Consider the following 22,122-nt stretch of genomic DNA (forward strand, 5'->3'; position numbering starts at 1 on the left):
AGGCAGACAACCCCATGCCCCGCAGGCCCCAGAAGCCGAACCGGCGTATCTCGTCACCCCCGCCGTCCGCGTCGTCGCCGAAGGAATTCCGGCTGCCGGAAAGCACGACACCCGCACTTCCCGCCGTCGAGGACTTCGCCGGTCTGGACATGCCCGCGGGGCTGCTGAAGGCCCTCACCGCACAAGGCGTGACCACGCCCTTCCCCATTCAGGCCGCCACGCTGCCCAACTCCCTGACCGGCCGTGACGTGCTGGGACGGGGACGCACCGGCTCCGGCAAGACCCTCGCGTTCGGGCTGGCGCTCCTGGCCCGCACGGCCGGACTGCGCGCGCAGCCCAAGGCACCCCTTGCCCTCGTGCTGGTGCCCACCCGCGAACTCGCCCAGCAGGTGACGGACGCGCTGACCCCCTACGCGACGGCGGTGAACCTCCGGCTGGCCACCGTGGTCGGCGGGCTGTCCATCACCAAGCAGGCCGGTGAGCTCCGGCGCGGCACCGAGGTCCTCGTGGCGACTCCCGGCCGGCTCGGCGACCTCGTGGAACGCGGGGACTGCGTGCTCGACGAGGTACGCATCACAGTGCTCGACGAAGCCGACCAGATGACCGACATGGGCTTCCTGCCGCAGATCACCAAGCTGATCCAGCAGGTACGGCCGGACGGACAGCGCATGCTGTTCTCGGCCACCCTGGACCGCAATATCGACCGCCTGGTGCAACGGTTCCTGACCGACCCCGTGGTGCACTGCGTGGACCCGTCCGCGGGAGCGGTGACCACCATGGAGCACCACGTCCTCCACGTCCAGGACGAGACCGACAAGAAGGCCGTCACCACGCGCATCGCAGCCCGTGACGGCCGGGTCATCCTCTTCCTGGACACCAAGAGGTCCGCCGACCGGCTCGCCAAGCGGCTGCTGGCCGTCGGTGTCCGCGCGGCGGCACTGCACGGGGGCCGCTCCCAGCCGCAGCGCAACCGCACCCTGGAACAGTTCAGGAGCGGCCAGGTCACCGCGCTCGTGGCGACGAACGTCGCGGCCCGGGGCATACACATCGACGACCTCGACCTCGTCGTGAACGTCGATCCCCCCGCCGACCACAAGGACTACCTCCACCGGGGCGGCCGCACGGCCCGCGCCGGCGGCTCCGGCAGCGTGGTCACCCTGGTTCTGCCCGCCCAGAAACGGGACGTCACCCGGCTGATGTCGGAGGCGGGCATCCGCCCGCGGACGGCCCGCATCACATCGAGCGACGCGGAACTGGCCACCCTCACCGGCGCGCGGGAGCCTTCCGGCGTGCCCGTCGTCATCGAGGTCCCCCAGCCCACGGCGCCGACGGCGTCCCGTCCGGACCGGCAGAACGGCACCAGGCCCGGCCGGCCGTCCGGCCGCCGCCGGCGCAGAAACGGCGACGGGACTCAAGCGGCGACAGGTGCTGCCACCAGGTCGGGGAGCCGCGGCTCCGACCGCCGGGCCGCGGCCGACCCGAGGGCGTCCGGTGGCACTCCGGCAACCGGCGGACGCGGTTCCGGCCGCCGGGCGGAACCGGGCGCGGCCACGGGCGGCACCGCCGGAACGGGCGGCCGCAACGGGGGCCGCCAGTCCGCTTCGCGCAAGGACCGGCCGCATCCCCGGTGAGAAAAGCGGCAGCCCGGAGCACACCTAGCCCGTCGCGGCCAGCCTGCGCAGGGTTCGGGCCGAGGGGGATCCGGGATCGGCCGTGATCAGGACGACCTCCTGGTCGTCCTCGGGGACGAGGAGAACGTCGCAGTTCAGCCGAAGGCTGCCTGCCGTCGGGTGGTCGAGGACCTTGATGCGGTGGCCGGGTGCGTGGACCGGGTGCATCTCCCAGAGCCGGCGGAACTCCTCGCTGCCGGTGCGCAGTTCGGTCAGCAGGGCGGCGAGCCGCGCATCGTGCGGGTAACGGTCGGCGGCCCGGCGCAGCCGTGCCACCACGATGTGCCCGAACTCCTCGGAGCTGGAACTCTCGTACATCCGCCCTTCGCCGAGGAACCGGCGCCGGGCCAGGTTGGTCGTCCCCTGCCCGAGGTCGCCGCCCAGCAGGGCCTGGGCCAGCGGGTTCCAGGCGACGACGCCGTAGGCCGCGTCGGTGACGATCGCACCGGTTTCCGGCAGGCGCCGCAACATCCGGGCCACGTGCGGGCGTACGCGCCGTACGGCGCCGGTGGCGGGCGGCGGCGCACTCGTTCCGGCCAGACGGAACAGATGGCTGCGCTCGGCCGGCGTCAGGCGGAGGGCCTGGGCCAGCGAGTCCAGGATGCGGGGCGACGGACGGGGGCCGCGGGCCTGCTCGAGACGCACGTAGTAGTCGACGGACATGTGGGCCAGTTCGGCCACCTCTTCGCGGCGCAGGCCCGGGGTGCGGCGCGGGGCGCCCGCGGGCATGCCGAGGTCGTGCGGACGCAGGGCCGTGCGGCGGTCCCGCAGGAATCGGGCCAGTTCCAGGCGCGCCATGCCGCCTCACCTCTTCTCGCTGCCTGGTACAGGTTGTCCCTGGCAGGGTGGTCGCCGCCGGGGGACCGTTGCTGTCATGAACGATCGCACAGCACTGGTCACGGGTGCCAACAAGGGCATCGGCAAGCACATCGCCCGCCTGCTCGCCGCGGAGGGCTTCGGTGTGTACGTGGGATCCCGCGACGCCGGGCGCGGGCGGCGGGCCGCCGAGGAGATCGGCGGCGCAGCCCGTCCGTTGGTCCTGGATGTGACGGACCCGGACGGCATCGCCGCAGCCGCGCAGCAGGTGGACCGGCTCGACGTGCTCGTCAACAACGCGGGCATCTCGCTCTCGCTCGCCCCGCCGACCGAAACCGGCGCGGACGACTTCCGGCGCACGTACGAGACGAACGTGTTCGGGGTCGCCGCTGTCACCAACGCTTTCCTGCCCGCCCTGCGCCGCTCTCCGCACCCCCGGATCGTCAACGTCTCCAGCGGGACCGGATCACTGACCTGGAGCACGAACCCGAACCCGCAGTTCGCGCCCGGCAGCGGCGGTGCGGCCGCGTACCGGTCGTCGAAGGCCGCCCTCAACGCCCTCACCGTCCTGTACGCCCAGACGCTGGCCCAGGAGGGCTTCAAGGTCAACGCGCTCGCCCCGGGCCTGCGGGCCACCGACCTCAACGCCCGGGCGGCAGCGGAGGGCGGGGACCCGGCGGAGGCCGCCCAGGGGGCCGTATGGCTGGCGCTTCTGCCGGACGACGGGCCGACCGGCGCGTTCTTCTCCTGGGACGGGACACCTGTGCCGTGGTGAACGCCGGCCGGCCGGTGGGCGCGGGTCAGGGAAGGGTGAGGATGCGGGGGCCCTGGTCGGTGATGGCGACCGTGTGCTCGATGTGGGCGGCCCGGCTGCCGTCGGTGGTGCGCAGGGTCCAGCCGTCGATGTCGGTGCGGTAGGTGTCCCGGCCGCCGGCCATGAACATGGGTTCGATGGCGAGGACCAGGCCGTGGCGGAGGGGGAAACCGCGGCCGGGACGGCCCCGGTTCGGGAGGTGGGGGTCCTCGTGCATGCGGCGGCCGATGCCGTGGCCGCCGAAGTCGGCGGGCATCCCGCAGCGGGCCTTGCGGGCGGCGGTGTCGATGGCGTGCGAGATGTCGCCGATACGGCCGCCCACTTGGGCGGCGGCGATGCCGGCATCGAGGGCGTTCCGGGTGGCGTCGATCAGATCGAGATCGGCGGGGCGCGGTGTTCCGACGGTGAAGGTGATGGCGGCGTCGCCGGTCCAGCCGTCGAGTTGGGCGCCGCAGTCGACGCTGACCAGGTCTCCGTCGCGAAGGCGGTAGTCGGTGGGGATGCCGTGCACCACGGCGTCGTTGACCGAGGTGCAGATCACCGACGGGAAGGGGGTGGGCGCGAAGGACGGCCGGTATCCGAGGAAGGGCGAGCGGGCCCCGGCCTTGTCCAGGACGGCGCGGGCCGCCTCGTCGAGCGCCCGCAGGGAAACCCCTACGCCGGCCGCTTCCCGGGTTGCGGCCAGCGCCTGGGCCACCACCCGTCCGGCTTCCCTCATCGCGTCCAGCGCGGCATCCGTCTTGATCTCGACCATGTGCTGTGACTCCACCCCGAGAGGATCCAATTCTTATACCGGTATTAGTATCACGGACATGGTGAGGACTCCTCTGACTTCGTGGGAACGGGAACGCGGCGAGCGCTTCGGCGCGCTGCTGCGTCGGGCACGCGGCGACCGGAGCATGGTGGAGGTGGCCGCTGCGGCAGGAGTCTCGGCAGAGACGCTGCGCAAGATCGAGACGGGCAGGGCTCCCACTCCGGCCTTCTTCACCGTCGCGGCGCTGGCCGCCGCCCTGCACCTGTCCTTGGACGAACTGGCCGCCGCGTGCGCACACGATACGGACTGGCAGGAGTCGGCACTCTCGGCCTGACGGCGACCGTCGGCGCCGGGCGACGCGCACCGGTGACACCGGCCCGCAGCGGCCCCCTCGGCCGTAGCCGCCGGCAGACGCTGTTGGGGGGCAGCTCGGTGAAGGGCCGTCAGGAAGGCGGCCAGTACGTCGGCCGCCTTCGCAGCGCTCGTTGCGGGGGCGCGGTCGGCAGGCGCGCCCGGCACCCGGATGGTGACGGTCCAGGGACGCGGGAACCGCTCGGAGGGAGCGGGGCTCGACCGCCGGAAGCGCGACGACGGTGACCGGCTGCCGACAATGCGGACCATGCCGACTCGCACTCGCCGTCGACTCCAACGGGGCGCGCTCCGGGGGTCCTTGGCGTGATGATGCGGGGCGGCCGACGAGCTTGGGCCGCGGCCGGCGACCAGTGCCCCGCGGAGGTGATGCGCGGGCGCGGGCTGGGCTCGTCCGGGAAGAGGAGGTGCAGGGCGACGACTGCCGGCCGGCGGACACCGTCCAGGAGCCTTTCTCAGCGTGGCGCGGCGAACACCGGCGGGTTCAGGCGGGCGAACCCTTCCTGCCGCTCGTAGGGGAAGTACGGGTAGGGCGCCGCCCGATGACTCGCCGCATCGAGTTTCGCCATCTGCTCGGGAGTGAGGCTCCAGCCGACGGCGCCGAGGTTCTGGCGCAACTGCTGCTCATTTCGGGCGCCGATGATGACCGAGGACACGGTCGGCCGCTGGAGCAGCCAGTTGATGGCGATCTGCGGCACAGCCTTGCCCGTCTCCTCTGCGATCTCCTCCAGCGCGTCCACCACGCCGTAAAGGTGTTCGTCGGCGACGGGCGGGCCGTAGTCGGCGGTGCGGTGCAGTCGGCTGTCGGGCGGCAGCGGTACGCCGCGCCGGATCTTGCCGGTGAGGCGGCCCCAGCCGAGCGGGCTCCAGACGATCGCGCCGAGCCCCTGGTCGAGGGCGAGCGGCATGAGCTCCCACTCGTAGTCGCGGCCGATGAGGGAGTAGTACACCTGGTGGGCCGCATAGCGCGGGCGGCCGTACTTCTCCGCGGTCGCGAGGGACTTCATCACCTGCCAGCCGGAGAAGTTGGAGACACCGACGTAGCGCACCTTTCCCGCCTGCACGAGGGTGTCGAGTGCGGCCAGCACCTCTTCGACCGGTGTCCCGGCGTCGAAGGCGTGGAGTTGGAACAGGTCGAGATGGTCGGTGCCCAGCCTGCGCAGGGCGTCTTCGCAGGCGGTGATCAGGCGGGACCGGGAGGAGCCCGCGTCGCCCGGTCGGTCTCCCATCGGCAGGCCGGTCTTGGTGGAGACGATCACCTGGTCCCGGCGGCCCTTGATCGCCTCCCCCAGCACCTCCTCGGAAGCGCCCGCGGAGTAGACGTCAGCGGTGTCGAACATCGTGATGCCGGCGTCCAGGCAGATGTCCACCAGGCGACGCGCCTCCTGCGCGTCGGTCGTGCCCCACGCGCCGAACAGCGGGCCCCGTCCGCCGAAGGTACCGGCGCCGAAGCTCAGCGCCGGAACCATGAGCCCGGACGCACCCAATCGCCTGTACTCCATACCAGTCCCCTTCCATGGAGGCATGAGCCGAGAGCCGTTGCGTACTAACGGGTCTATAGTTTCGTTAGCCGCCCGCCAAAAGTAGCAGGGTCCCGTAGTTAATGGAACTGGAGTGCCGTTATGCCTGGTGACGCCGAGCCGGGGACCGTACGACCCGGAGGGCGGACAGCCCGCGTGCGGGAGGCCGTGCTGCGGGCGGCCGAAGACGCCCTGACCGAACAGGGCTTCACTCGCCTGGACCTGGCCGACATCGCACGCCGCGCCGGTGTGGGCAAGACGACCGTCTACCGCCGCTGGGCGACCGTGACGGGGCTGGTGGCCGACCTCCTCCTGGACATGGCGGAGCAGTCCGCGCCGCGCACCGAGACCGGCTCGCTGCTCGGCGACCTGAAGGCCAACGCCCGTCTGGTGCAGCGGACCTTGACGGACCCGCGGCAGGGGGCGCTGTTCAAGGCGCTGATCGCTGCCGCCACCTGCGACGCGAAGACCGCCGCGGCCCTGCACCGCTTCTACGACATCCGCGTCCGGGAGTGGGCCCCCTGCGTCCAGCAGGCCGTCGAGCGGGGCGAGGTGCCCGAGGGCACCGATGCGCACGAGGTGATCCGCGCCGTGTCCGCCCCCCTCTACTACCGGCTGCTGATCAGCGGCGGCCTGCTCGACGAAGTCGCCGCCGACCGGGCCGCCGAGGCCGCCGCGACCGCGGCACGCGCGGGCGCGTACGTACGGGACGGGCAAGAGCCCGCGTGACCGACGGGCCCCACCTCCCGGAGGGCTCAACGCCGACCTCGCCCTCGACCGGTCGGGTCGGCAGGGGTTGCCGCGTTCGCCTGATGCAACTCTGATGACCCGTTAGCGTCTGTCAGGGACCGACCGATCCAGGCGCACGGGGGTACGACAGGTGAGCGAGAACTCTTCTTTTTTGACCGACCGATTCGAGGCGGAGCGGCCCGGGCTGCGGGCTGTGGCCTACCGGATGCTGGGCTCGCTCACCGAGGCGGAGGACGCCGTGCAGGAAGCATGGTTGAGACTCAGCCGCACCGATGTGAGCGAGGTGAAGAACCTGGGTGCCTGGCTCACCACGGTCGTGGGCCGGATATGCCTGGACATGCTGCGCTCCCGTACTTCCAGACGCGAGGATCCGCTGCCCGAGCAGGACGGATCGGTGCGGCTGCCGGACCCGGTGGTCACCGTGCCGGCCCGCGTCGACCCCGAGCAGGAGATCCTGATCGCGGATTCGATGGGCATCGCACTCATGATCGTGCTGGAGACCCTGGCCCCGGCCGAGCGACTCGCCTTCGTCCTGCACGACATGTTCGACGTGCCCTTCGACGACATCGCCCCCGTCCTCGGCCGCACCACGGTCTCCACCCGCCAACTGGCCAGCCGCGCCCGCCGCCGGGTCCAGGGCGCCGCCCCGGTGGCCGACACGGATCTCGCCCGCAAACGCGACGTCGTCAACGCCTTCCTCGCCGCCTCCCGCAGCGGCGACTTCGAAGCGCTCCTGGCCGTGCTCGACCCCGCCGTGGTCGCGCGCTCCGACGGCGGCACGCTCGCCCCCAGTCTCCTGCGGCGCGGCGCGGCCGACGTGGCGTCCCAGGCGATCACCTTCGCCCGCTTCGCTGCGGACCCGCATCTGGTGCTGGTCAACGGCACGCCCGGCGTCGTCTCGTTCACCCAGGGCCGAGCGCTGTCCGTCATGTCGTTCACCATTCGGGAGGGCCGCATCACCCGACTCGACATCCTCACCGATCCCGACCGCCTGGCCACGCTCGGCCTGACCGCCACCGCCTGACCGGTATCGGCCGCCCCCCGCAAGCGGGAATTCGCGACGCCTACAGGGCGCGGTGTCCGGCGATGCCGCCGCCGGGATCGTCCAGCAGGGCGATACGGGCGGTGATGCGCTTGCCCCCCGGCTCGCGCTCCGCCTCGAAGGCCTGGGCGACGGCCATCACGATCTCCAGACCGTGCTGGCCCACCCGGCCGGGATCCGCCGCCCGGGCCACCGGAAGCACCGGATCCGAGTCCCACACGGCCACCTCGACCAGGTCGCCGACGATCCGCAGATCCATCAGCGCGGGGCCGGGCGCGTACTTGCGGGCATTGGTGACCAGCTCGCTCACCACCAACTGCGTCACCTCGATCGCACGGACCGACACCGGCAGCCCGTGCTCCGCCTGCACGTCGGCCAGGAACCGGACAGCCAGGTGGCGGGCCTCGGCCACAGAGGTGCCGTCCCCGTGCAAGGCCACCGTCATCCCAACCGGCTCAGCCTCCGGCGTGGTGCCGCCCTCCCCCACAGGCACTTACTCCATCCAGCTCGTACTCGTCCATCACGCCCCGGCGCCTACCCACCGCCCACATCCCCACGCCCCCGCCGTCCCGCCAGATTCGGCGTCCCCGGGCGCCCGGCCCTTACCATGCAGGTCGGCCTGCCAAAAGCACCGGCCGGTACGTATCTCCGACGACCTGGGGGAAGCGAAGCGTGGCGGACACCGGCAAGACCCACCAGCCCGACCGTCTGTCGGTCGCGTCCGCCTCCTCCGACGGGATCCACGTCCTCACCGTGGCCGGCGAAATCGACTACGACACCGCCCCGCCCCTCCAGCACGCCCTGCGGATGTCCCGCCTGGGCACTCCCCCGTGCGTGGTGCTCGACATGCGGCAGGTCACCTTCATGGACTCGGCGGGCATCAACCTGCTCATCGCCGCCCACCGGGCCACCGCACAGGCCGGCGGCTGGCTGCGCCTGGCCGGGGTCCAGGACTCCGTCATGCGCACCCTGCGGATCGTGGAAATCGACACGATCATCGACTGCCACCCCACGCTTCGCGACGCCCTCCGTCCCTGACGGGATCCGCGACGGCGGAGTCCCTGAGCCGTCATGGCTTGCGACGCGGGGAGCTGGAGCGGTGGACGGCCTGGTGGGCCGGCGAGGCCGCGTCCCGGGCGCCCCGTGTGGCGGAGCGGCATGCCGGACGGGAAACTGGGTACCGAAGGCCACGGTCCGTACCGGGTCTACGGAAGCGCGGAAGGAGAGCTCCCATGTTGATGGCGCACCCGACTGTGCTCCGGGACCTCGTCGAGGAGTACGAAGCCCTCGCGACCGTGCACGCCGACCAGGCGGACAGCGCGCAGGCACGCCAGCGGATGGAGGACGTCGCTTACACCCTGTGCGTGTCCACCGGCACCCGGGATGTGGAAGCGGCTCTGGCCGTCGCCCACCGACAGCTCCGTCACGCCCGTATCCGCGGTGCGTCTGCTGCGACCAGCCGCTGACACCCGGCGCCGCGTCAGCGCCGGAAAACGGCGCCGCGTTGCGGCGGCCCGGCTGCCATCGCCGCCCTGAGCGGGACCGCCGGCCTCACGGCCGGGGATTCGTGCGCCGCCAGCCCCGGTGGGCGCCCGTGTCGCGCCGTCCCGCCACCGAGGCGCAGCGGGGACAGACCCGGGGGACGGCGTCCGCGGCGCCGCCCGTTTCCGGAAGGATGTCTTGCCAGTCGACGCCGTGGAAGGCGGCCAGGCGCGACCGGTGGAGGGAGCGGCCGCACATCGTCTGGTTGGCTCCGGGTTCCCAGGCATGCACCTCGCCTCCGGGCAGCCGGCGCCCGTCCTCCTCGTCCCACCAGCGGTCGGAGGCCGCCACCCGGTAACGCCGCGCCCTTGCCACCTGGGACGAGTGCCCCTCCTCGCGCCGGACGCCATGCCCTCGCACCAGCGGAAACGGTCACGGTCCGGTCGGTCCGGCCGGGACCTCGGGGCACCGGCCGTGCCGCCACCTCCCCGCCCGCGAGCGTCCGTTCGCTTCACCGACGAATATCCGAAAAGACATAAAATGCTCCTGAAAACTCCTTCGGCGACATCTTCGGAGCCGCCTCGACAGAAGCGCGGCACCCCGGCGGAACCCGCACCGGTTCGCCGGAGCCGTGGCAGAGCGCTCATATGAGCCCTTCAGGGCACGAGAGTGCAGTAAGCAGGCTTGCCGCAGTGACTATGGGGCACTCGGAGTGCCGAGAGCCACAGGGCGCACAGCAGTGGCGACAGCGGCGATCGCACAGGCCTCAGGGCAAGGGGAGAGTCGTGGCATTGCGCATCGGGGCAGAGGAAGAGTTCCACGTGGTCAACGTGGAGAGCGGCCGGCTGGTGCCACGCGCCCGGGACATACTCGAGCGGCTCGGCACACGCGGGTTCACCACCGAGCTGCAGCGATCGGTCGTGGAGAGCAACAGCCAGGTGCACCACACGCTCGACGGCCTGTACAAGGACCTGGCCGCAGCCCGGCGCCGTCTGGACGCGGCGGCCTCCTCACTGGGCCTCGCGGTGGTGGCGGCGGGTACGGTCCCCCTGGCCCGGATCACTTCGCGGGACGTCACCGCCGACCCGCGTTACCGGCACATGGTGGACGAATACCGCAGAGTCGCCGACGAGCAGCTCATCTGCAGCGCGCAGGTGCACGTCGACGTACCGGACCGGGACACCGCCGTGCGCGCCATGTGTCTGGTCTCGCCATGGCTGCCGCCGCTGCTGGCGCTGTCGGCCAGTTCGCCGTTCTGGCTCGGCGCGGACACCGGATACGCGAGCTGGCGGACCATGCTGTGGCAGCGCTGGCCCACCGCCGGCCCGGTCGGCTGCTACCCGGACGCCGCGGCATACGACGCCATGGTCGAGGACCTGATCCGCTCGGGCGTCATCAGTGACGCGGGGATGATCTACCACGACGTCCGCCCCTCCGCGCACCAGCAGACGCTGGAGCTGCGCATCTGCGACGCCTGCCCCCGGGCGGAGACGGTCGTGCTGATCAGCGGGCTCTTCCGCGCGCTGGTCCAGGACGCCTGCGACCGGCTGGCCCGCGAGGACGGTCCGGCCTGCGACGGGCACCACGAGTGGCTGCGTGCCGCGGCCTGGCGAGCCGCCCGCTCCGGACTCGAGGGAACCCTGGTCGACCCGGTCACCCGCCGCGCGGTTCCGGCCCGTACCGTCCTGCAGCGCATGCTGGTCCGGCTGCACCCGGCGCTGGAAGCGTCCGGTGACCGGGCCGTCGTGCAGGAGCTCATGGCGGAGGCCCTGGCCACCGGCAGCGCCGCGCACCGGCTGCGGCGGGCGGCCGCGGCCGAGGACCTGCTCGCCAGCATCGACCTGATGGTCGCGGAGACCCGCGGCGGGGCCGCCCCGCGGGCTTCCGCACCGGCCACGGCTCACGGCGCCGGCCGTCCCAGCCCCGTCTCCGGAGGCATGGGCGGCTGACCGATGACCACCGAGAGCAGCGGCTCCGACCCGGCGTACATCCGGCAGTTCCCACCAGCGCGGCGGCGTGCCGGCCCCGTCACCACGGCGGCCCGGTCAGCCCCCCGTCGCACGGTGCACGGGACACCCTTCCCGTGCCCCGTCCCGGGACGCGCACCCGGGTTCGTACCCCAGGAGAGTCGGTACCCCGTGTCCCGTATCCCTCCTGCCCTGTCCTCATCCGCCGCCGAACCGGGCACGGTGGCCGACGGACGGACGCACATCCCTGGGCCGGGTCCCCGGGCCGCCCGGTGTGCGGTGCCGTCCGCGGCATGTGGCGGCCCTACGAAAAGGAGGTTCCCCTGATGTGCGGGCTCAGCGGCGAGATCCGCTTCGACGGCGAAGAACCGGATCTGGCGGCGGTCGAGCGCATGACCGACCGGCTTGCGCCCCGCGGACCGGACGGCCGGGGACTGTGGTCCCAGGGTCCTGTCGCGCTCGGCCACCGCCGCCTGAAGATCATCGACATGTCGGAGAGCGGCGCCCAGCCGATGGCAGACCCGCGGTCACGCCTCGTCGGCGTCTTCAACGGCTGCGTCTACAACTACCGCGAACTGCGCGAGGAGTTGCGGGCACTGGGCCACCGGTTCTTCTCCGACTCCGACACCGAGGTCGTGATCAAGGCGTACCAGGAGTGGGGCGAATCCTGCGTCGAGCACTTCTACGGCATGTTCGCCTTCGTGCTCGTGGAGCTGGACAGCGGGCGCGTGGTCCTGGCCCGTGACCGGCTCGGCATCAAGCCGCTGTACCTGGCCGAGACGCCCGGAAGGCTCCGGTTCTCCTCCTCGCTGCCCGCACTGCTGGCCGCCGGCGGCGTGGACACCTCCCTCGACCCGGCCGCACTCCACCAGTACCTCAGCTGGCACGCCACCGTTCCCGCGCCGCGCACCATCCTCAACGGGGTGCGCAAACTGCCGCCGGCCACGGTCCGCATCATCGAACCGGACGGCACGCACCAGGACCGCTGCTACTGGCAGCCCGTCTACACCCGTCGCCCCGAGTACGCCGATCTGACGGCCGAGGACTGGACGGACGCGGTCCTCGAGGCGCTGCGCACCGCCGTACGCCGCCGGATGGTCGCCGACGTGCCGGTGGGCGTGCTCCTGTCGGGCGGACTGGACTCCAGCCTCATCGTCGCGCTGCTGGCCGGCGAAGGGCAGACCGACCTGGCCACCTTCAGTGTCGGCTTCGAGTCCGAAGGAGGCGAGGACGGCGATGAGTTCCGCTACTCGGACATCGTGGCGCGCCACTTCGGCACCGATCACCACCAGTTGATGGTTCCCTCCGACCGGGTCTCCAAGGCCCTGGACGGAGCGGTCCAGGCCATGAGCGAACCGATGATGAGCCACGACGTGGTCGCCTTCCACCTGCTGTCCGAGCAGGTGGCGAAGGAGGTCAAGGTCGTGCAGAGCGGTCAGGGCGCCGACGAGGTCTTCGCGGGCTACCACTGGTACCCGGCCATGGCGCGGGTGCCCCGGCCGCGGGCGGCCGACGCGTACATCGAGACCTACTTCGACCGGTCGCACGCCGAACTCGCCCGCATGCTCGACCCTTCCGTGCTGCCCGACCGCGACATCTCGGGCGACTTCGTCCGTGCGCACATGGCGGCCCCGGGCGCCGAGACCGCCCTGGACGCGGATCTCCGTCTGGACACACACGTGATGATGGTCGACGACCCCGTCAAACGCGTCGACAACATGACGATGGACTGGGGTCTGGAGGCCAGGGTGCCGTTCCTGGATCACGAACTCGTCGAGCTGGCTGCCGCCTGCCCGCCCGAGCTCAAGCTCGCGGACGGCGGCAAGGGGGTGCTGAAGGCCGTCGGCCGCAAGGTCCTGCCGCGGGAGGTCGTCGACCGGCCCAAGGGCTACTTCCCCGTCCCGGCGATCAAGCACATGGCGGGACCGGTGCTGCAGCGGGTCCACGAGGCCCTGACCGCGCCCGAGGCCAGGAACCGGGGCCTGTTCCGCAGGGATTACCTCGCCGAACTGCTGGCGGCGCCCAACGAGCACCGCACCAGGCGGGGGGCGAACGCGCTCTGGCAGGTCGCTTCGCTGGAAATATGGCTGCAGACGCACGGAATCCGCTGACCGGCGGACGGCCGCGCGCGGCGGACGGGGCCGCCCGCCCGGCCCCCGAGGAGCCGCAGGCCACGCCACTCCCCCGCCCCGCGGGCGCTGCTGCGCCGCCGGGCGGGGCGGCCGAGGACGGCCGGGGCACCACGGCAACCTCGGACACGGCGCACGGCGTGTCCGCCACGGAGCTGCCCGACGGCGCCCTGTCCGCGATCACACAGACCGCGCCCGCTCCCGTGCCGCTGCCCGGCACGGCCGCCCTTGAGGTTCCCCATGTCCTCACGGCCCACGGGTGCTGGTACCCGTCGGCGGATCCACAGGGCCGGAACGTGGCGTTCATCTGTGACCGGACCGGCGTCCCCCAACTGTGGGCCGGGCCCGTCGACGGCGACGAGGTGCACCTGCTGGACGCCGATCCCGATCCGGTCACCGAGGTCTCCTGGTCGCCCGACGGCCGCTGGATCGCCTACACCACCGCGCCCGGCGGCGGCGAGCACACACGGGTGCTGTGCGTGCGTCCCGACGGCACCGGGCGGCGGCTGCTGGCGGGCGGCGAACCGGGGAGCTCGGCGCACCTGGGCTGCTGGCAGCACGACGGGACGGCCGTCGCGGTGACCGTCGCCGAAGCCGTGGCGGCCGCCTTCCCGGAGGGCCGGGCTCCCAGCCCGGCACGCGTCGGCCGAGAAGAGCAGGTGTCGTTTTCCCGGGGCGCCGGGGGCGGCGGTGCGCGGCCGGGGGACGGTCTCCCGTCCGCTCCGGCGGTGCCGTCGTACCGCCTCGACCGCCGCGCCGGCGGGGCCCTGACCGCGGCTGAGGCGCTCACGTCCGCGGGCGAGCCGTCGTCCAAGACGCTGTCGGTCTACCTCGTCGATCCGGAGGGCACGGCCGCCCCCGTGCTGGTGGCCAGTGAACGCGGCGCGGCCACCCTGCGCCTGTGCGACCTGAGCGGTGACGGGACGCTGGCCCTGCTGCGCCGCGGCCCGCGAGGCCATCGCGAGGCTCTCGTCGTGCGCACCGGGGACCTCCGGGTGACCTGCCGGGTTCCGGTCGCCGACGGCGACCCGTGGATCGGGGGTTTCGCACCGGACGGGCGGACCCTTTGGCTGCGCAGCGACCACGACCGGGAATACGCCGCCCTGTACGCCGTCCGGCTCGATGCGCACGGGCAGCGGACCGCCATGACGGTGGCGGCTCACCGCGAGGACTGCGACCTGGAGCTGCTGGCCCTGGACCGGGACGGCACGGGTGCGGTGCTGTCGTGGAACGTGCGGGGCGTCAGCGAGCTGGAGGTCGATGCGCTGCTCCAGGTCGGCCCGGCCGACCACCCCCTGCACGCAGGGCAGGGCGGTGCCCCGGGCGCCCCGTCGCCCAAGGTCACCGCCCCGTCCGGGATGGTGGTGGGCCCGGGCCGCAGGATTCCGCTACCGCACGAGGTCGTCACCCGGGTGGCCGTCACAGCCGATCCGGGGGCGCCGGTCGTGGCTCTCTCCGGGTCCCAGCGCCGGCCCGGGGTGTGGTGGTTGCACCAGGACGCCGCGCTGCGCACACCCTGGTCCTCCGGCGACCAGGACGTGGCTCCGGGAAGCCATCGGCCCGTGCGGCCGGTGCCGCTGCGTCCAGTCGCCCGTGACGGACTGGCCCTGGGCGGCTGGTACTACCGTGCGCCGGGCCGCCCGGCAGGGGACCCGGCTCCCTGTGTGGTGCACCTGCACGGCGGCCCGGAGGATCAGGAACGCCCGGTGTTCGATCCGCTCTACCACGAGTTGCTGGGCCGCGGGCTGGACGTCTTCGCTCCGGACGTACGCGGCTCCTCCGGTTACGGCCGTTCCTTCGTCGAGGCGGACCTGGGCGCGGGCCGGTTCGCCGCCATCGACGACGTCGCCGACTGCGCGGCCCACATCGTCGTGGCGGGCCTCGCCGATCCCCGCCGGCTCGCCGTGATGGGCCACTCCTACGGCGGCTACCTGGTGATGGCTTCCCTGGTGTGGCATCCGGACCTCTTCCGCACCGGCGTCCCGGTCTGCGGCATGTCCGACTTCGCCACCTTCTTCGCCGGCACCGAGCCGTGGCTCGCGCAGTCGGCAGCCCACAAATACGGACACCCCGAACGCGACCGGGATCTGCTGCGGGCACTGTCGCCGATGAGCCGGATCGACGCGCTGCGTGTGCCGGTGCTGGCCGTCCACGGCGAACACGACAGCAACGTGCCGCCGGACGAATCACGCCAGTTCGTCCGTGCCGCCAGGGAACGCGGACTCGAGGCGGAACTCCTCATCCTGCACCAGGAGGGTCACTACTTCCGGCGCGCGGACAACCGCCGCACGTTCCGCAGGGCCGCGGCCGACTGGATCCAGCGCCACCTGACGAGCTGAGCGGAACCCCGGGGCGAAGACATCGTCCGGCCGGCGGGACGAGGTGACCTCGCGGCCCGGCCTGCCCTGCGTCAAGGCGTGCCGAACGGGTACCCGGGTCGGACACCTTGACCACAGGAGGGACACCGTGAGCGGTTCGTCGGTGAAGGCGGTGGGGTGGGCGCGCTCTCTGCCGTTGAACAGCGAGGTGAAGTCGGCGCGGGACTGGGCGCGCGCACATCTGGAGTCGCTGGGCTGGACGGAGAGCGCGCCGCAGACGGTGGAGGCCGTACTCCTGACCGTCTCGGAACTGGTGACCAACGCGCACCGGCACGCGCACAGCTCCGCCCAGCTGATGCTGACCTGGGACACGCGCTGTCTCCACGTCGCCGTACACGACAACTCCACGGACCTGCCCACCCCTCTCCCGCCGAGCACCCGGCGGCTGGGCGGGCGGGGCATGCTGCTGGTGGACGCCCTCGCCGACGAATGGCAGGCACGGCCCTGCCCCGACGGCAAGATCGTCCATGCCTGCTTCCGCCCGCCCGCTTCCCCCGGGGAGTCGGACAGCTCCTGACCGGCACGGGGGTGCCGCCTACGGTCCTGCGGTCCGCCGTGGCATCGGCCGAGCGCCGCGGGGGACTCCGGGCACCGCCCTCGGTCCTCGGCTGTCGCCGCGTGCCCGCGCCTCGGCTGCCGGTGCCGCTCAGGCCGGGCGGCGTCCCTCGGTGACAGCACGGCGCAGGCACGCGCCGATCGTGATCACGATCGCTGCGGTGCCGTAGGACCATGCCTGGAGCGGGAATCCGGGCAGGAGGCGGCCGCCGAGGTAGAGAGCGGTGCCGGCGAGGGTGACGCTCAGCCATTCCCAGCGGCCGTCCATGGCCACGAGGGCCACCACGAGCAGGGAGTACCAGGGGTAGTTCGGGGAGAAGAGGAGCAGGGCCGTGCCGGTGAGCAGCAGGGCGCCGCGCCAGGGGCGGGCCGGGTCGCCGCGCCACCACGCGTACAGGCCGATCAGCACCAGCAGCGCGACCGCGGTCGCGCCGGCGGCGGCGTCCGGCAGCAGCAGCCGCAGCAGGGCGAAACGGTGTACGTCACCGGGTTCGTAGCCCTCCTCGTGGAGGTAGCCGGGCAGGTAGCCGAGGACGCCCGCGCCCGAGGCCGCGACATAGGGCAGGTAGGCGAGCGCGACGGCGGTGACGGCGCCCGCGACGACGCGCAGGACGCGAGCCGGGGTGCGTTGTCCGGACAAGGCGCCGGGCAGGGCGAGGACGGGCAGGAGTTTGACGGCGATCGCGGCGCCCAGCAGCGCGCCGCGGCGGCTTCCGGCGGTGGCGGTGCCGAGCGCGAGCACGGTGAACAGGACGCCCAGGGTGTCGATGTGGGCGTTGTCGACCGCTTCCAGGGCGACGGCCGGGCACCAGGCCCACAGGGCGGCCCGGGCCGGGGCGTGACGAGGGTCGACGCGGCGGCGCAGGACACGGAGCAGGGCGAGAGTCGTGCCGAAGGACAGGACGGCGCCGCCGACCTGGAGCGGCTTGTGGCGGCTGCCCGGCGGGGACAGCGTGTGCACGGCGAGGTACCAGCCCTCGGCGACCGGGGGGTAGATGGTGGGGACCGTGGGTCGGTTGATGCGGACGCAGAGGCCGCTGCCGGTGCGGGTGAGTCCCCACCCCTTGCAGTCCTGTGGTGTGGGGAACAGCCAGTGGTCGCGCAGGTGGGAGAGTTCGGGTGCGGCGGGCGGGTAGGCGTAGGGGGAGATCCCGGCGGCCTGGACGCGGCCGTCCCAGGCGTAGCGGTACATGTCGTCGCTGGTGCGCGGCTGTGCGGTGAGTCCGGCCAGGGCGACCGCGGCCGAACCGATGACGACGAGGACGGTCGCGGCGCGGGCCGGGACCTTGCGTACGGTCCACACGGCGGCGGCGAACAGTGCCCAGGCGACGGCGTATCCGGCCAGCAGCCGGCCGGAGGCCCTGTCGTCGTCGCCGGTCCGGAGGGTGTCGACGACGACGGCGGTCAGGGCTGCGAGAAGGACCGCGGTCACGGCGGTTCGAAGGCGAGCGCTCTGTTCGGTGGGACGCGGAGACGGGAGTGCGGCGGAGCGTCCGGGGTCCTGCCGGTGCGGGCTGGCGGTGTCGGTCATCGGCGCTCCGGCCCGTCGTGGGGCATGGGGCGCACGGCGTCGGGCCCGGTGTTCGGGCGGCGCAGTTCGAGGAAGGGGCGCTCGTCGGTCGTCCACCGGCCGGTGAGGATCCATCCGGTGGCGCCGGCCGCGTGCAGCAGGGCGGTCGTGCCGACGCGGGCCCAGGGAAAGGGACATCCGTGGCGGCCGTGGGCGTCCTCGACACGGACGGTGAGGCGTTCGTCCACGTCCTGCGGAGCCGCTTCGGCCAGCAGGAACCCGCCGGGGCGGAGCAGGTCGCGCAGGCGGGCCAGGAGCGCCACCGGGTCGCCCCCGATGCCTATGTTGCCGTCCATCAACAAGGCCGTGCCCCAGCGGCCTTCTCGAGGCAGCCGGTCGAACACGGACCGCTGGAGCGCGGTCCCGCCCCGGTGGCGGGTCCGGGCGACGGCGGCCGGGCTGACGTCCACTCCGAGCGCCGGTACGCCCCGGGCGGCGAGGGCGGCCACCAGGCGTCCGGGGCCGCAGCCGACGTCCAGGACGGGTCCGGTGCAGCGGTGCAGTACGCCTGTGTCGGCGGCGTCGGGCGGGGCGCAGAAGCGTTCCACGTCCAGCGCAAGCAGTTCGGCCGCCCCCTCGGTGTGCGGTGCCATGCGGCGCAGGTACAGCGGGCCGCGGCCGGTGCGCACGGCACGGCCGTAGGGGTCGTCCGTCCAGGGCTTCCCCGGATCGACGGGTGCGAGGCGATCGGGGCGGTGCGCGGGCGCTTCGAACTGGGAAGGCAGAGTGACGCGCAGGCGGGCCTCCTCCGGCCCGGTTCCGTCCGCCGGCTCGGCCCGGCCGGCGACGGTTGTGCGCGTCCCGTGCGCCGTGCCGCTCATCGGACGGTCTCCGCGAGCAGCGCCAGGGTGGCGGCGAAGCGGGATCCGGGCGGGCAGCAGGCGACCACGGAGGCGGCGTCGGCGGCGGTGTCCACGTCACGCAGCAGTGGCAGGTCACGGACGGTCAGCCCCGCCTCGGCGAGCCTGCGGCGCTGGACGGCTCCAGTGCGGTCGGTGGACATCGGAACACCCCGTACGAGGTTCCCCGCGCGGGTCGGGTCGGCGAAGCCCAGGGCCCAGAATCCGCCGTCGGCGGCGGGGCCGAACCAGGCGTCGTGCCCGTCCCGACCGACATCGGCCAGCAGGTGCGGGGTGAGCTGCGGTGTGTCCATGCCGACCAGCAGGGCCGGGCCGTCGTCGCAGCGGGCGAAGGCGGCGGCGATCCGCTCGTCGAGGCCGCCGGACGCTTGAGGCACGACCTCGAAGCCGGGCGGCAGCCAGGGACCCGGGGTCCCGTCGAGGAAGAGAATGCGACGCCGGGCGGGGACCCGGAGCATCGTGTGGAGCGTGTCGGTCAGCGCGGCCTCGGCCAGGGCGGCCGCCTCCTGCGGGGTGAACGGCGGGGTGAGGCGGGTCTTGACCCGCCCGGGCACCGGTTCCTTCGCGATGACGAGCAGGGTGGCCGGATACGCGGTCAGGGGGCGGGCGTTCATCGGGCGCCTCCCGCGGCGCTCGCTCCGGCGACCGCTGCGGCAGGCGGCTGCTCGGCGAGGACGGCTCGCATGTCACGCACGGCCTGCCAGGTGCCGCGCCAGGTGCCGGTGACCTTCGAGCGGCCCTTGCGCGGCCGGTAGGGCACGTCGGTCTCCGCCACCCGCCAGCCCGCGTCGGCGGCACGTATCACCATCTGCAGCGGGTAGCCGGAGCGACGGTCGGTCAGGCCCAGGGCCAGCAACGCCTCCCGGCGGGCTGCGCGCATCGGGCCCAGGTCGTGCAGGCGCACGCCGGTACGGCGGCGGATGAGACGGGCCAGCTCCAGGTTGGCCAGCCGGGCGTGTACGGGCCAGGCATTGCGGGCGGTGGGCCGACGGCGGCCCAGGACCAGATCCGCGGTTCCCTCGAGGACGGGGCCGGCGACGGCCGGCAGCAGCCCGGGGTCGAGGGAGGCGTCGCAGTCGCAGAAACAGACCACGTCGGCCGTGGCGGCGACGAGTCCCGCGTGGCACGCGGCGCCGAAGCCGCGCCGCGGCTCATGGACGACGTGCGCGCCCAGCTCGCGGGCGATGTCCGGGGAGCCGTCGGCGGAGCCGTTGTCGACGACGATCGCCCGCCAGGCGGCCGGAATTCGTTCCAGCACCCACGGCAGGGCGTCGGCTTCGTCGAGGCAGGGCAGCACGACGTCTACGGAGGAGGGGGATGTCTCGATCACCTCACTCACCCTACGGACGCAAAACGTACATATGGGACTACGTGTCCTTACGGATCGCTGACGTCGTTCCCCGCCTTCCTCTGCGACGGGATCCCGGTGTGAGACTCGGTCGTGTGAAACGCGTACTCGTGGTGGACGACGACCCCACCGTCTCGGAAGTCGTCGCCGGATATCTGGACCGGGCGGGATTCGCCGTCGACGTGGTCGCCGACGGACCCACCGCCGTCGCCCGGGCCTCCTCCCGGCCGCCCGACCTGGTGGTGCTGGACCTGATGCTGCCCGGCATGGACGGACTGGAGGTCTGCCGCCGCATCCGGACGGCCGGACCGCTCCCGGTGATCATGCTGACCGCTCGCGGTGACGAGGAGGACCGCATCCTCGGCCTGGAGGTCGGCGCGGACGACTACGTCACCAAGCCGTTCAGCCCCCGGGAACTGGTGTTGCGGGTGGAGTCCGTGCTTCGCCGGGCCGGTACGCCGACGGCCCTTCGCCCCGGGGCGGCGGAGCCGTGGCTGCGGGCGGGCCCACTCGCCCTGGACCCCACCGCCCGGCGCGCCACCCGTAACGGCGTCGAACTCGCTCTCACCATGCGGGAGTTCGACCTGCTGGAGTTCTTCCTCCGGCACCCCGGACAGGCCACGAGCCGGGAGCAGTTGATGCAGCGGGTCTGGGGCTGGGAATTCGGTGACCTGTCGACCGTCACCGTGCACGTACGGCGACTGCGCGAGAAGGTCGAGGACGACCCGGCCCGACCTCGCCTGATCAGCACGGTGTGGGGTATCGGCTACCGATTCGACCCTCCCCCGCAGCGGGAGGACGAGGTCGGCCATGGTCACTGACACCCTCCTCATCGCGCTCTACGCCGCGATCGGAGCGGCGGGCGCCGGACTGCTGGGCGCGACCGCCCTGCGGGCGCTGCGGAACCGGTCCGTCACCGTGGCCCTGGCCGTGGTCGCCGCCGTCACCGTGGCGGCGATGCTCGCCGGAACCATGCTCGTGTCCTGGGCGATGTTCCTGTCCGACCACGACCTGTGGGTGGTGACGATGGTGTGCTCCATGGCCGCGGTCGTCTCCCTCGCCGTGGCGCTCCTCCTCGGCCGCAGTGTCGTGAAGGGCAGCCGGGAGCTGGCCGAGGCCACCCGCGCCCTCGGGGACGACGGCACGTTCACCCCGCCCGCCGCCGCGCCCACCGCCGAACTCGCCCAACTGAGCCGCCAGTTGGCCGCCACCAGCGCCAAGCTCGCCGCCTCCCGGGAACGGGAGCGGACCTTGGAGGCCTCGCGGCGTGAACTGGTCGCCTGGATCTCCCACGACCTGCGCACCCCGCTGGCCGGCCTGCAGGCGATGACCGAGGCCCTCGAGGACGGCATGGTCGACGATCCCGGCGTCTACCACACCCGCATCCGCGCGGAGGTCGGCCGCATGACCGCGATGGTCAGCGACCTGTTCGAGCTCTCCCGCATCCAGGCCGGCGTGCTCGCCCTGTCCCCGGCCCGGATGTCGGTCTACGACCTCGTCGGGGACGCCATCGCCGGTGTCGACGCGCTCGCCAGGGAACACGGCGTGCGGCTGGTGGGCGACGGAGTCGAACCCGTGCCGGTGGAGGTCGACGGCCGCGAGATGTCCCGTGTGCTCGCCAACCTGCTGGTCAACGCGATCCGTCGCACACCCGCCGACGGCACGGTCGCCGTCTCGGCCCGCCGTGAGGCCGACCGGGTGGTGCTGTCGGTGACCGACGGCTGCGGTGGGATCCCCCCGGAGGACCTGCCCCGCGTCTTCGACACCGGCTGGCGCGGCACCGACGCCCGCACCCCGCCGGCCGGCGCGGGGCTCGGGCTGGCCATCGTGCGCGGCATCGTGGAGGCCCATCAGGGGCGCGCGGCGGTGTGCAACGTACCGGGCGGCTGCCGGTTCGAGGTGCACCTGCCCGCCGCCGTCTGAGGAGACTCGGGAACCAGGCCCGGGGCGGGACGGGAGAACGGGGAAGGCCTGCCGCTTTTCCCACGTGAACCGAAAAGCTTACCCCCCCCACCAGGCCACCAAAAAGAAACCCCCCCCCCCCCCCCCTCCCCAACCCAGGCTCCGTGAAGAACACCACCAACAAAACATAAAAAAA

At 72.9% G+C, this 22,122-nt stretch carries 22 protein-coding genes and 1 pseudogene; 13 read left to right on the plus strand and 10 right to left on the minus strand.

The genetic code is table 11. The features are described from left to right. Nucleotides 1-14: 14 nt before the first annotated feature. A complete protein-coding gene (locus ACZ4SW_RS31165) occupies nt 15-1,631 on the plus strand; it encodes a DEAD/DEAH box helicase (protein WP_468252149.1) in 1,617 nt (538 codons plus the stop codon). A gap of 24 nt (nt 1,632-1,655) precedes the next feature. Here ACZ4SW_RS31165 and ACZ4SW_RS31170 read toward each other — a convergent pair whose 3' ends face one another. After that, nucleotides 1,656-2,468, minus strand: coding sequence for a helix-turn-helix transcriptional regulator (locus ACZ4SW_RS31170; RefSeq protein WP_468252151.1), 813 nt, complete (start codon nt 2,466-2,468; stop codon nt 1,656-1,658). A 76-nt stretch (nt 2,469-2,544) separates the two neighbouring features. Here ACZ4SW_RS31170 and ACZ4SW_RS31175 point away from each other — a divergent pair, with 76 nt between their 5' ends. Then, nucleotides 2,545-3,261, plus strand: coding sequence for an SDR family oxidoreductase (locus ACZ4SW_RS31175; protein ID WP_468252152.1), 717 nt, complete (start codon nt 2,545-2,547; stop codon nt 3,259-3,261). Between the two features lie 25 nt (nt 3,262-3,286). On the opposite strand, the gene map is transcribed toward ACZ4SW_RS31175, so the two are convergent. Next, nucleotides 3,287-4,054: a type I methionyl aminopeptidase gene (gene map / locus ACZ4SW_RS31180; protein ID WP_468252183.1), complete on the minus strand. Its 768-nt coding sequence runs from the start codon at nt 4,052-4,054 to the stop codon at nt 3,287-3,289. Nucleotides 4,055-4,112: 58 nt separating this feature from the next. On the opposite strand from map, the gene ACZ4SW_RS31185 reads away from it, so the two are divergent. Beyond that, nucleotides 4,113-4,388: a helix-turn-helix domain-containing protein gene (locus ACZ4SW_RS31185; RefSeq protein ID WP_468252154.1), complete on the plus strand. Its 276-nt coding sequence runs from the start codon at nt 4,113-4,115 to the stop codon at nt 4,386-4,388. A gap of 38 nt (nt 4,389-4,426) precedes the next feature. Here ACZ4SW_RS31185 and ACZ4SW_RS31190 read toward each other — a convergent pair. Then, nucleotides 4,427-4,615 (minus strand): annotated as a pseudogene (locus ACZ4SW_RS31190) (hypothetical protein); the annotation flags it as partial. Between the two features lie 263 nt (nt 4,616-4,878). Beyond that, nucleotides 4,879-5,925, minus strand: a complete 1,047-nt coding sequence (locus tag ACZ4SW_RS31195; RefSeq protein WP_468252155.1) for an aldo/keto reductase — start codon at nt 5,923-5,925, stop codon at nt 4,879-4,881. Nucleotides 5,926-6,045: 120 nt separating this feature from the next. Here ACZ4SW_RS31195 and ACZ4SW_RS31200 point away from each other — a divergent pair, with 120 nt between their 5' ends. Both ACZ4SW_RS31200 and ACZ4SW_RS31205 read left to right on the plus strand, forming a co-directional pair. Continuing rightward, a complete protein-coding gene (locus ACZ4SW_RS31200) occupies nt 6,046-6,672 on the plus strand; it encodes a TetR/AcrR family transcriptional regulator (RefSeq protein WP_468252157.1) in 627 nt (208 codons plus the stop codon). 226 nt (nt 6,673-6,898) lie between these two features. After that, a complete protein-coding gene (locus ACZ4SW_RS31205; RefSeq protein ID WP_468252185.1) occupies nt 6,899-7,717 on the plus strand; it encodes a sigma-70 family RNA polymerase sigma factor in 819 nt (272 codons plus the stop codon). Nucleotides 7,718-7,757: 40 nt separating this feature from the next. On the opposite strand, the gene ACZ4SW_RS31210 is transcribed toward ACZ4SW_RS31205, so the two are convergent. Continuing rightward, complete coding sequence (locus ACZ4SW_RS31210; protein ID WP_468252158.1) at nt 7,758-8,180, minus strand: ATP-binding protein; 423 nt, start codon at nt 8,178-8,180, stop codon at nt 7,758-7,760. Between the two features lie 227 nt (nt 8,181-8,407). On the opposite strand from ACZ4SW_RS31210, the gene ACZ4SW_RS31215 reads away from it, so the two are divergent. Together ACZ4SW_RS31215 and ACZ4SW_RS31220 are read left to right on the plus strand one after the other, a co-directional pair. Beyond that, entirely contained in the window at nt 8,408-8,773 is a 366-nt protein-coding gene (locus ACZ4SW_RS31215) for an STAS domain-containing protein (RefSeq protein WP_468252159.1), read from the plus strand. A 194-nt stretch (nt 8,774-8,967) separates the two neighbouring features. Next, nucleotides 8,968-9,201, plus strand: a complete 234-nt coding sequence (locus tag ACZ4SW_RS31220; RefSeq protein WP_468252161.1) for a DUF5133 domain-containing protein — start codon at nt 8,968-8,970, stop codon at nt 9,199-9,201. Between the two features lie 85 nt (nt 9,202-9,286). Here ACZ4SW_RS31220 and ACZ4SW_RS31225 read toward each other — a convergent pair whose 3' ends face one another. Continuing rightward, entirely contained in the window at nt 9,287-9,592 is a 306-nt protein-coding gene (locus ACZ4SW_RS31225; protein ID WP_468252162.1) for a hypothetical protein, read from the minus strand. 410 nt (nt 9,593-10,002) lie between these two features. Between ACZ4SW_RS31225 and ACZ4SW_RS31230 the strand changes: the two genes are divergently transcribed. The 4 genes from ACZ4SW_RS31230 to ACZ4SW_RS31245 all read left to right on the plus strand — a co-directional run bounded on the left by ACZ4SW_RS31230 (nt 10,003) and on the right by ACZ4SW_RS31245 (nt 16,208). After that, on the plus strand, nt 10,003-11,166 hold the full coding sequence (locus ACZ4SW_RS31230; protein ID WP_468252163.1) for a carboxylate-amine ligase: 1,164 nt from the start codon (nt 10,003-10,005) through the stop codon (nt 11,164-11,166). 344 nt (nt 11,167-11,510) lie between these two features. Beyond that, nucleotides 11,511-13,295, plus strand: a complete 1,785-nt coding sequence (locus tag ACZ4SW_RS31235; protein ID WP_468252165.1) for an N-acetylglutaminylglutamine amidotransferase — start codon at nt 11,511-11,513, stop codon at nt 13,293-13,295. Next, a complete protein-coding gene (locus ACZ4SW_RS31240) occupies nt 13,268-15,652 on the plus strand; it encodes an alpha/beta fold hydrolase (protein ID WP_468252166.1) in 2,385 nt (794 codons plus the stop codon). Before ACZ4SW_RS31235 ends, ACZ4SW_RS31240 begins: the two co-directional genes overlap by 28 nt. Before the next feature lie 127 nt (nt 15,653-15,779). Further along, nucleotides 15,780-16,208, plus strand: a complete 429-nt coding sequence (locus ACZ4SW_RS31245; protein ID WP_468252167.1) for an ATP-binding protein — start codon at nt 15,780-15,782, stop codon at nt 16,206-16,208. A gap of 129 nt (nt 16,209-16,337) precedes the next feature. Here ACZ4SW_RS31245 and ACZ4SW_RS31250 read toward each other — a convergent pair whose 3' ends face one another. Genes ACZ4SW_RS31250 through ACZ4SW_RS31265 form a run of 4 tightly spaced genes read right to left on the minus strand, consistent with a single transcriptional unit; the run spans nt 16,338 to nt 20,006 of the window. After that, entirely contained in the window at nt 16,338-17,777 is a 1,440-nt protein-coding gene (locus ACZ4SW_RS31250; RefSeq protein ID WP_468252168.1) for a glycosyltransferase 87 family protein, read from the minus strand. Continuing rightward, nucleotides 17,774-18,637 carry a methyltransferase domain-containing protein gene (locus ACZ4SW_RS31255; protein WP_468252170.1) on the minus strand — a complete coding sequence of 288 codons (864 nt, stop codon included), beginning with the start codon at nt 18,635-18,637 and terminating at the stop codon, nt 17,774-17,776. Before ACZ4SW_RS31255 ends, ACZ4SW_RS31250 begins: the two co-directional genes overlap by 4 nt. Continuing rightward, a complete protein-coding gene (locus ACZ4SW_RS31260) occupies nt 18,634-19,290 on the minus strand; it encodes a TIGR04282 family arsenosugar biosynthesis glycosyltransferase (protein ID WP_468252171.1) in 657 nt (218 codons plus the stop codon). The genes ACZ4SW_RS31255 and ACZ4SW_RS31260 overlap by 4 nt, the downstream gene beginning before the upstream one ends. Next, nucleotides 19,287-20,006, minus strand: coding sequence for a glycosyltransferase family 2 protein (locus ACZ4SW_RS31265; RefSeq protein ID WP_468252172.1), 720 nt, complete (start codon nt 20,004-20,006; stop codon nt 19,287-19,289). The genes ACZ4SW_RS31260 and ACZ4SW_RS31265 overlap by 4 nt, the downstream gene beginning before the upstream one ends. A 113-nt stretch (nt 20,007-20,119) precedes the next feature. Here ACZ4SW_RS31265 and ACZ4SW_RS31270 point away from each other — a divergent pair, with 113 nt between their 5' ends. Together ACZ4SW_RS31270 and ACZ4SW_RS31275 are read left to right on the plus strand one after the other, a co-directional pair. Further along, nucleotides 20,120-20,845: a response regulator transcription factor gene (locus tag ACZ4SW_RS31270; RefSeq protein ID WP_468252174.1), complete on the plus strand. Its 726-nt coding sequence runs from the start codon at nt 20,120-20,122 to the stop codon at nt 20,843-20,845. Further along, on the plus strand, nt 20,835-21,947 hold the full coding sequence (locus ACZ4SW_RS31275; protein WP_468252175.1) for a sensor histidine kinase: 1,113 nt from the start codon (nt 20,835-20,837) through the stop codon (nt 21,945-21,947). Before ACZ4SW_RS31270 ends, ACZ4SW_RS31275 begins: the two co-directional genes overlap by 11 nt. Nucleotides 21,948-22,122 lie beyond the last annotated feature (175 nt).

Source organism: Streptomyces sp. NPDC028331, from assembly GCF_055565775.1.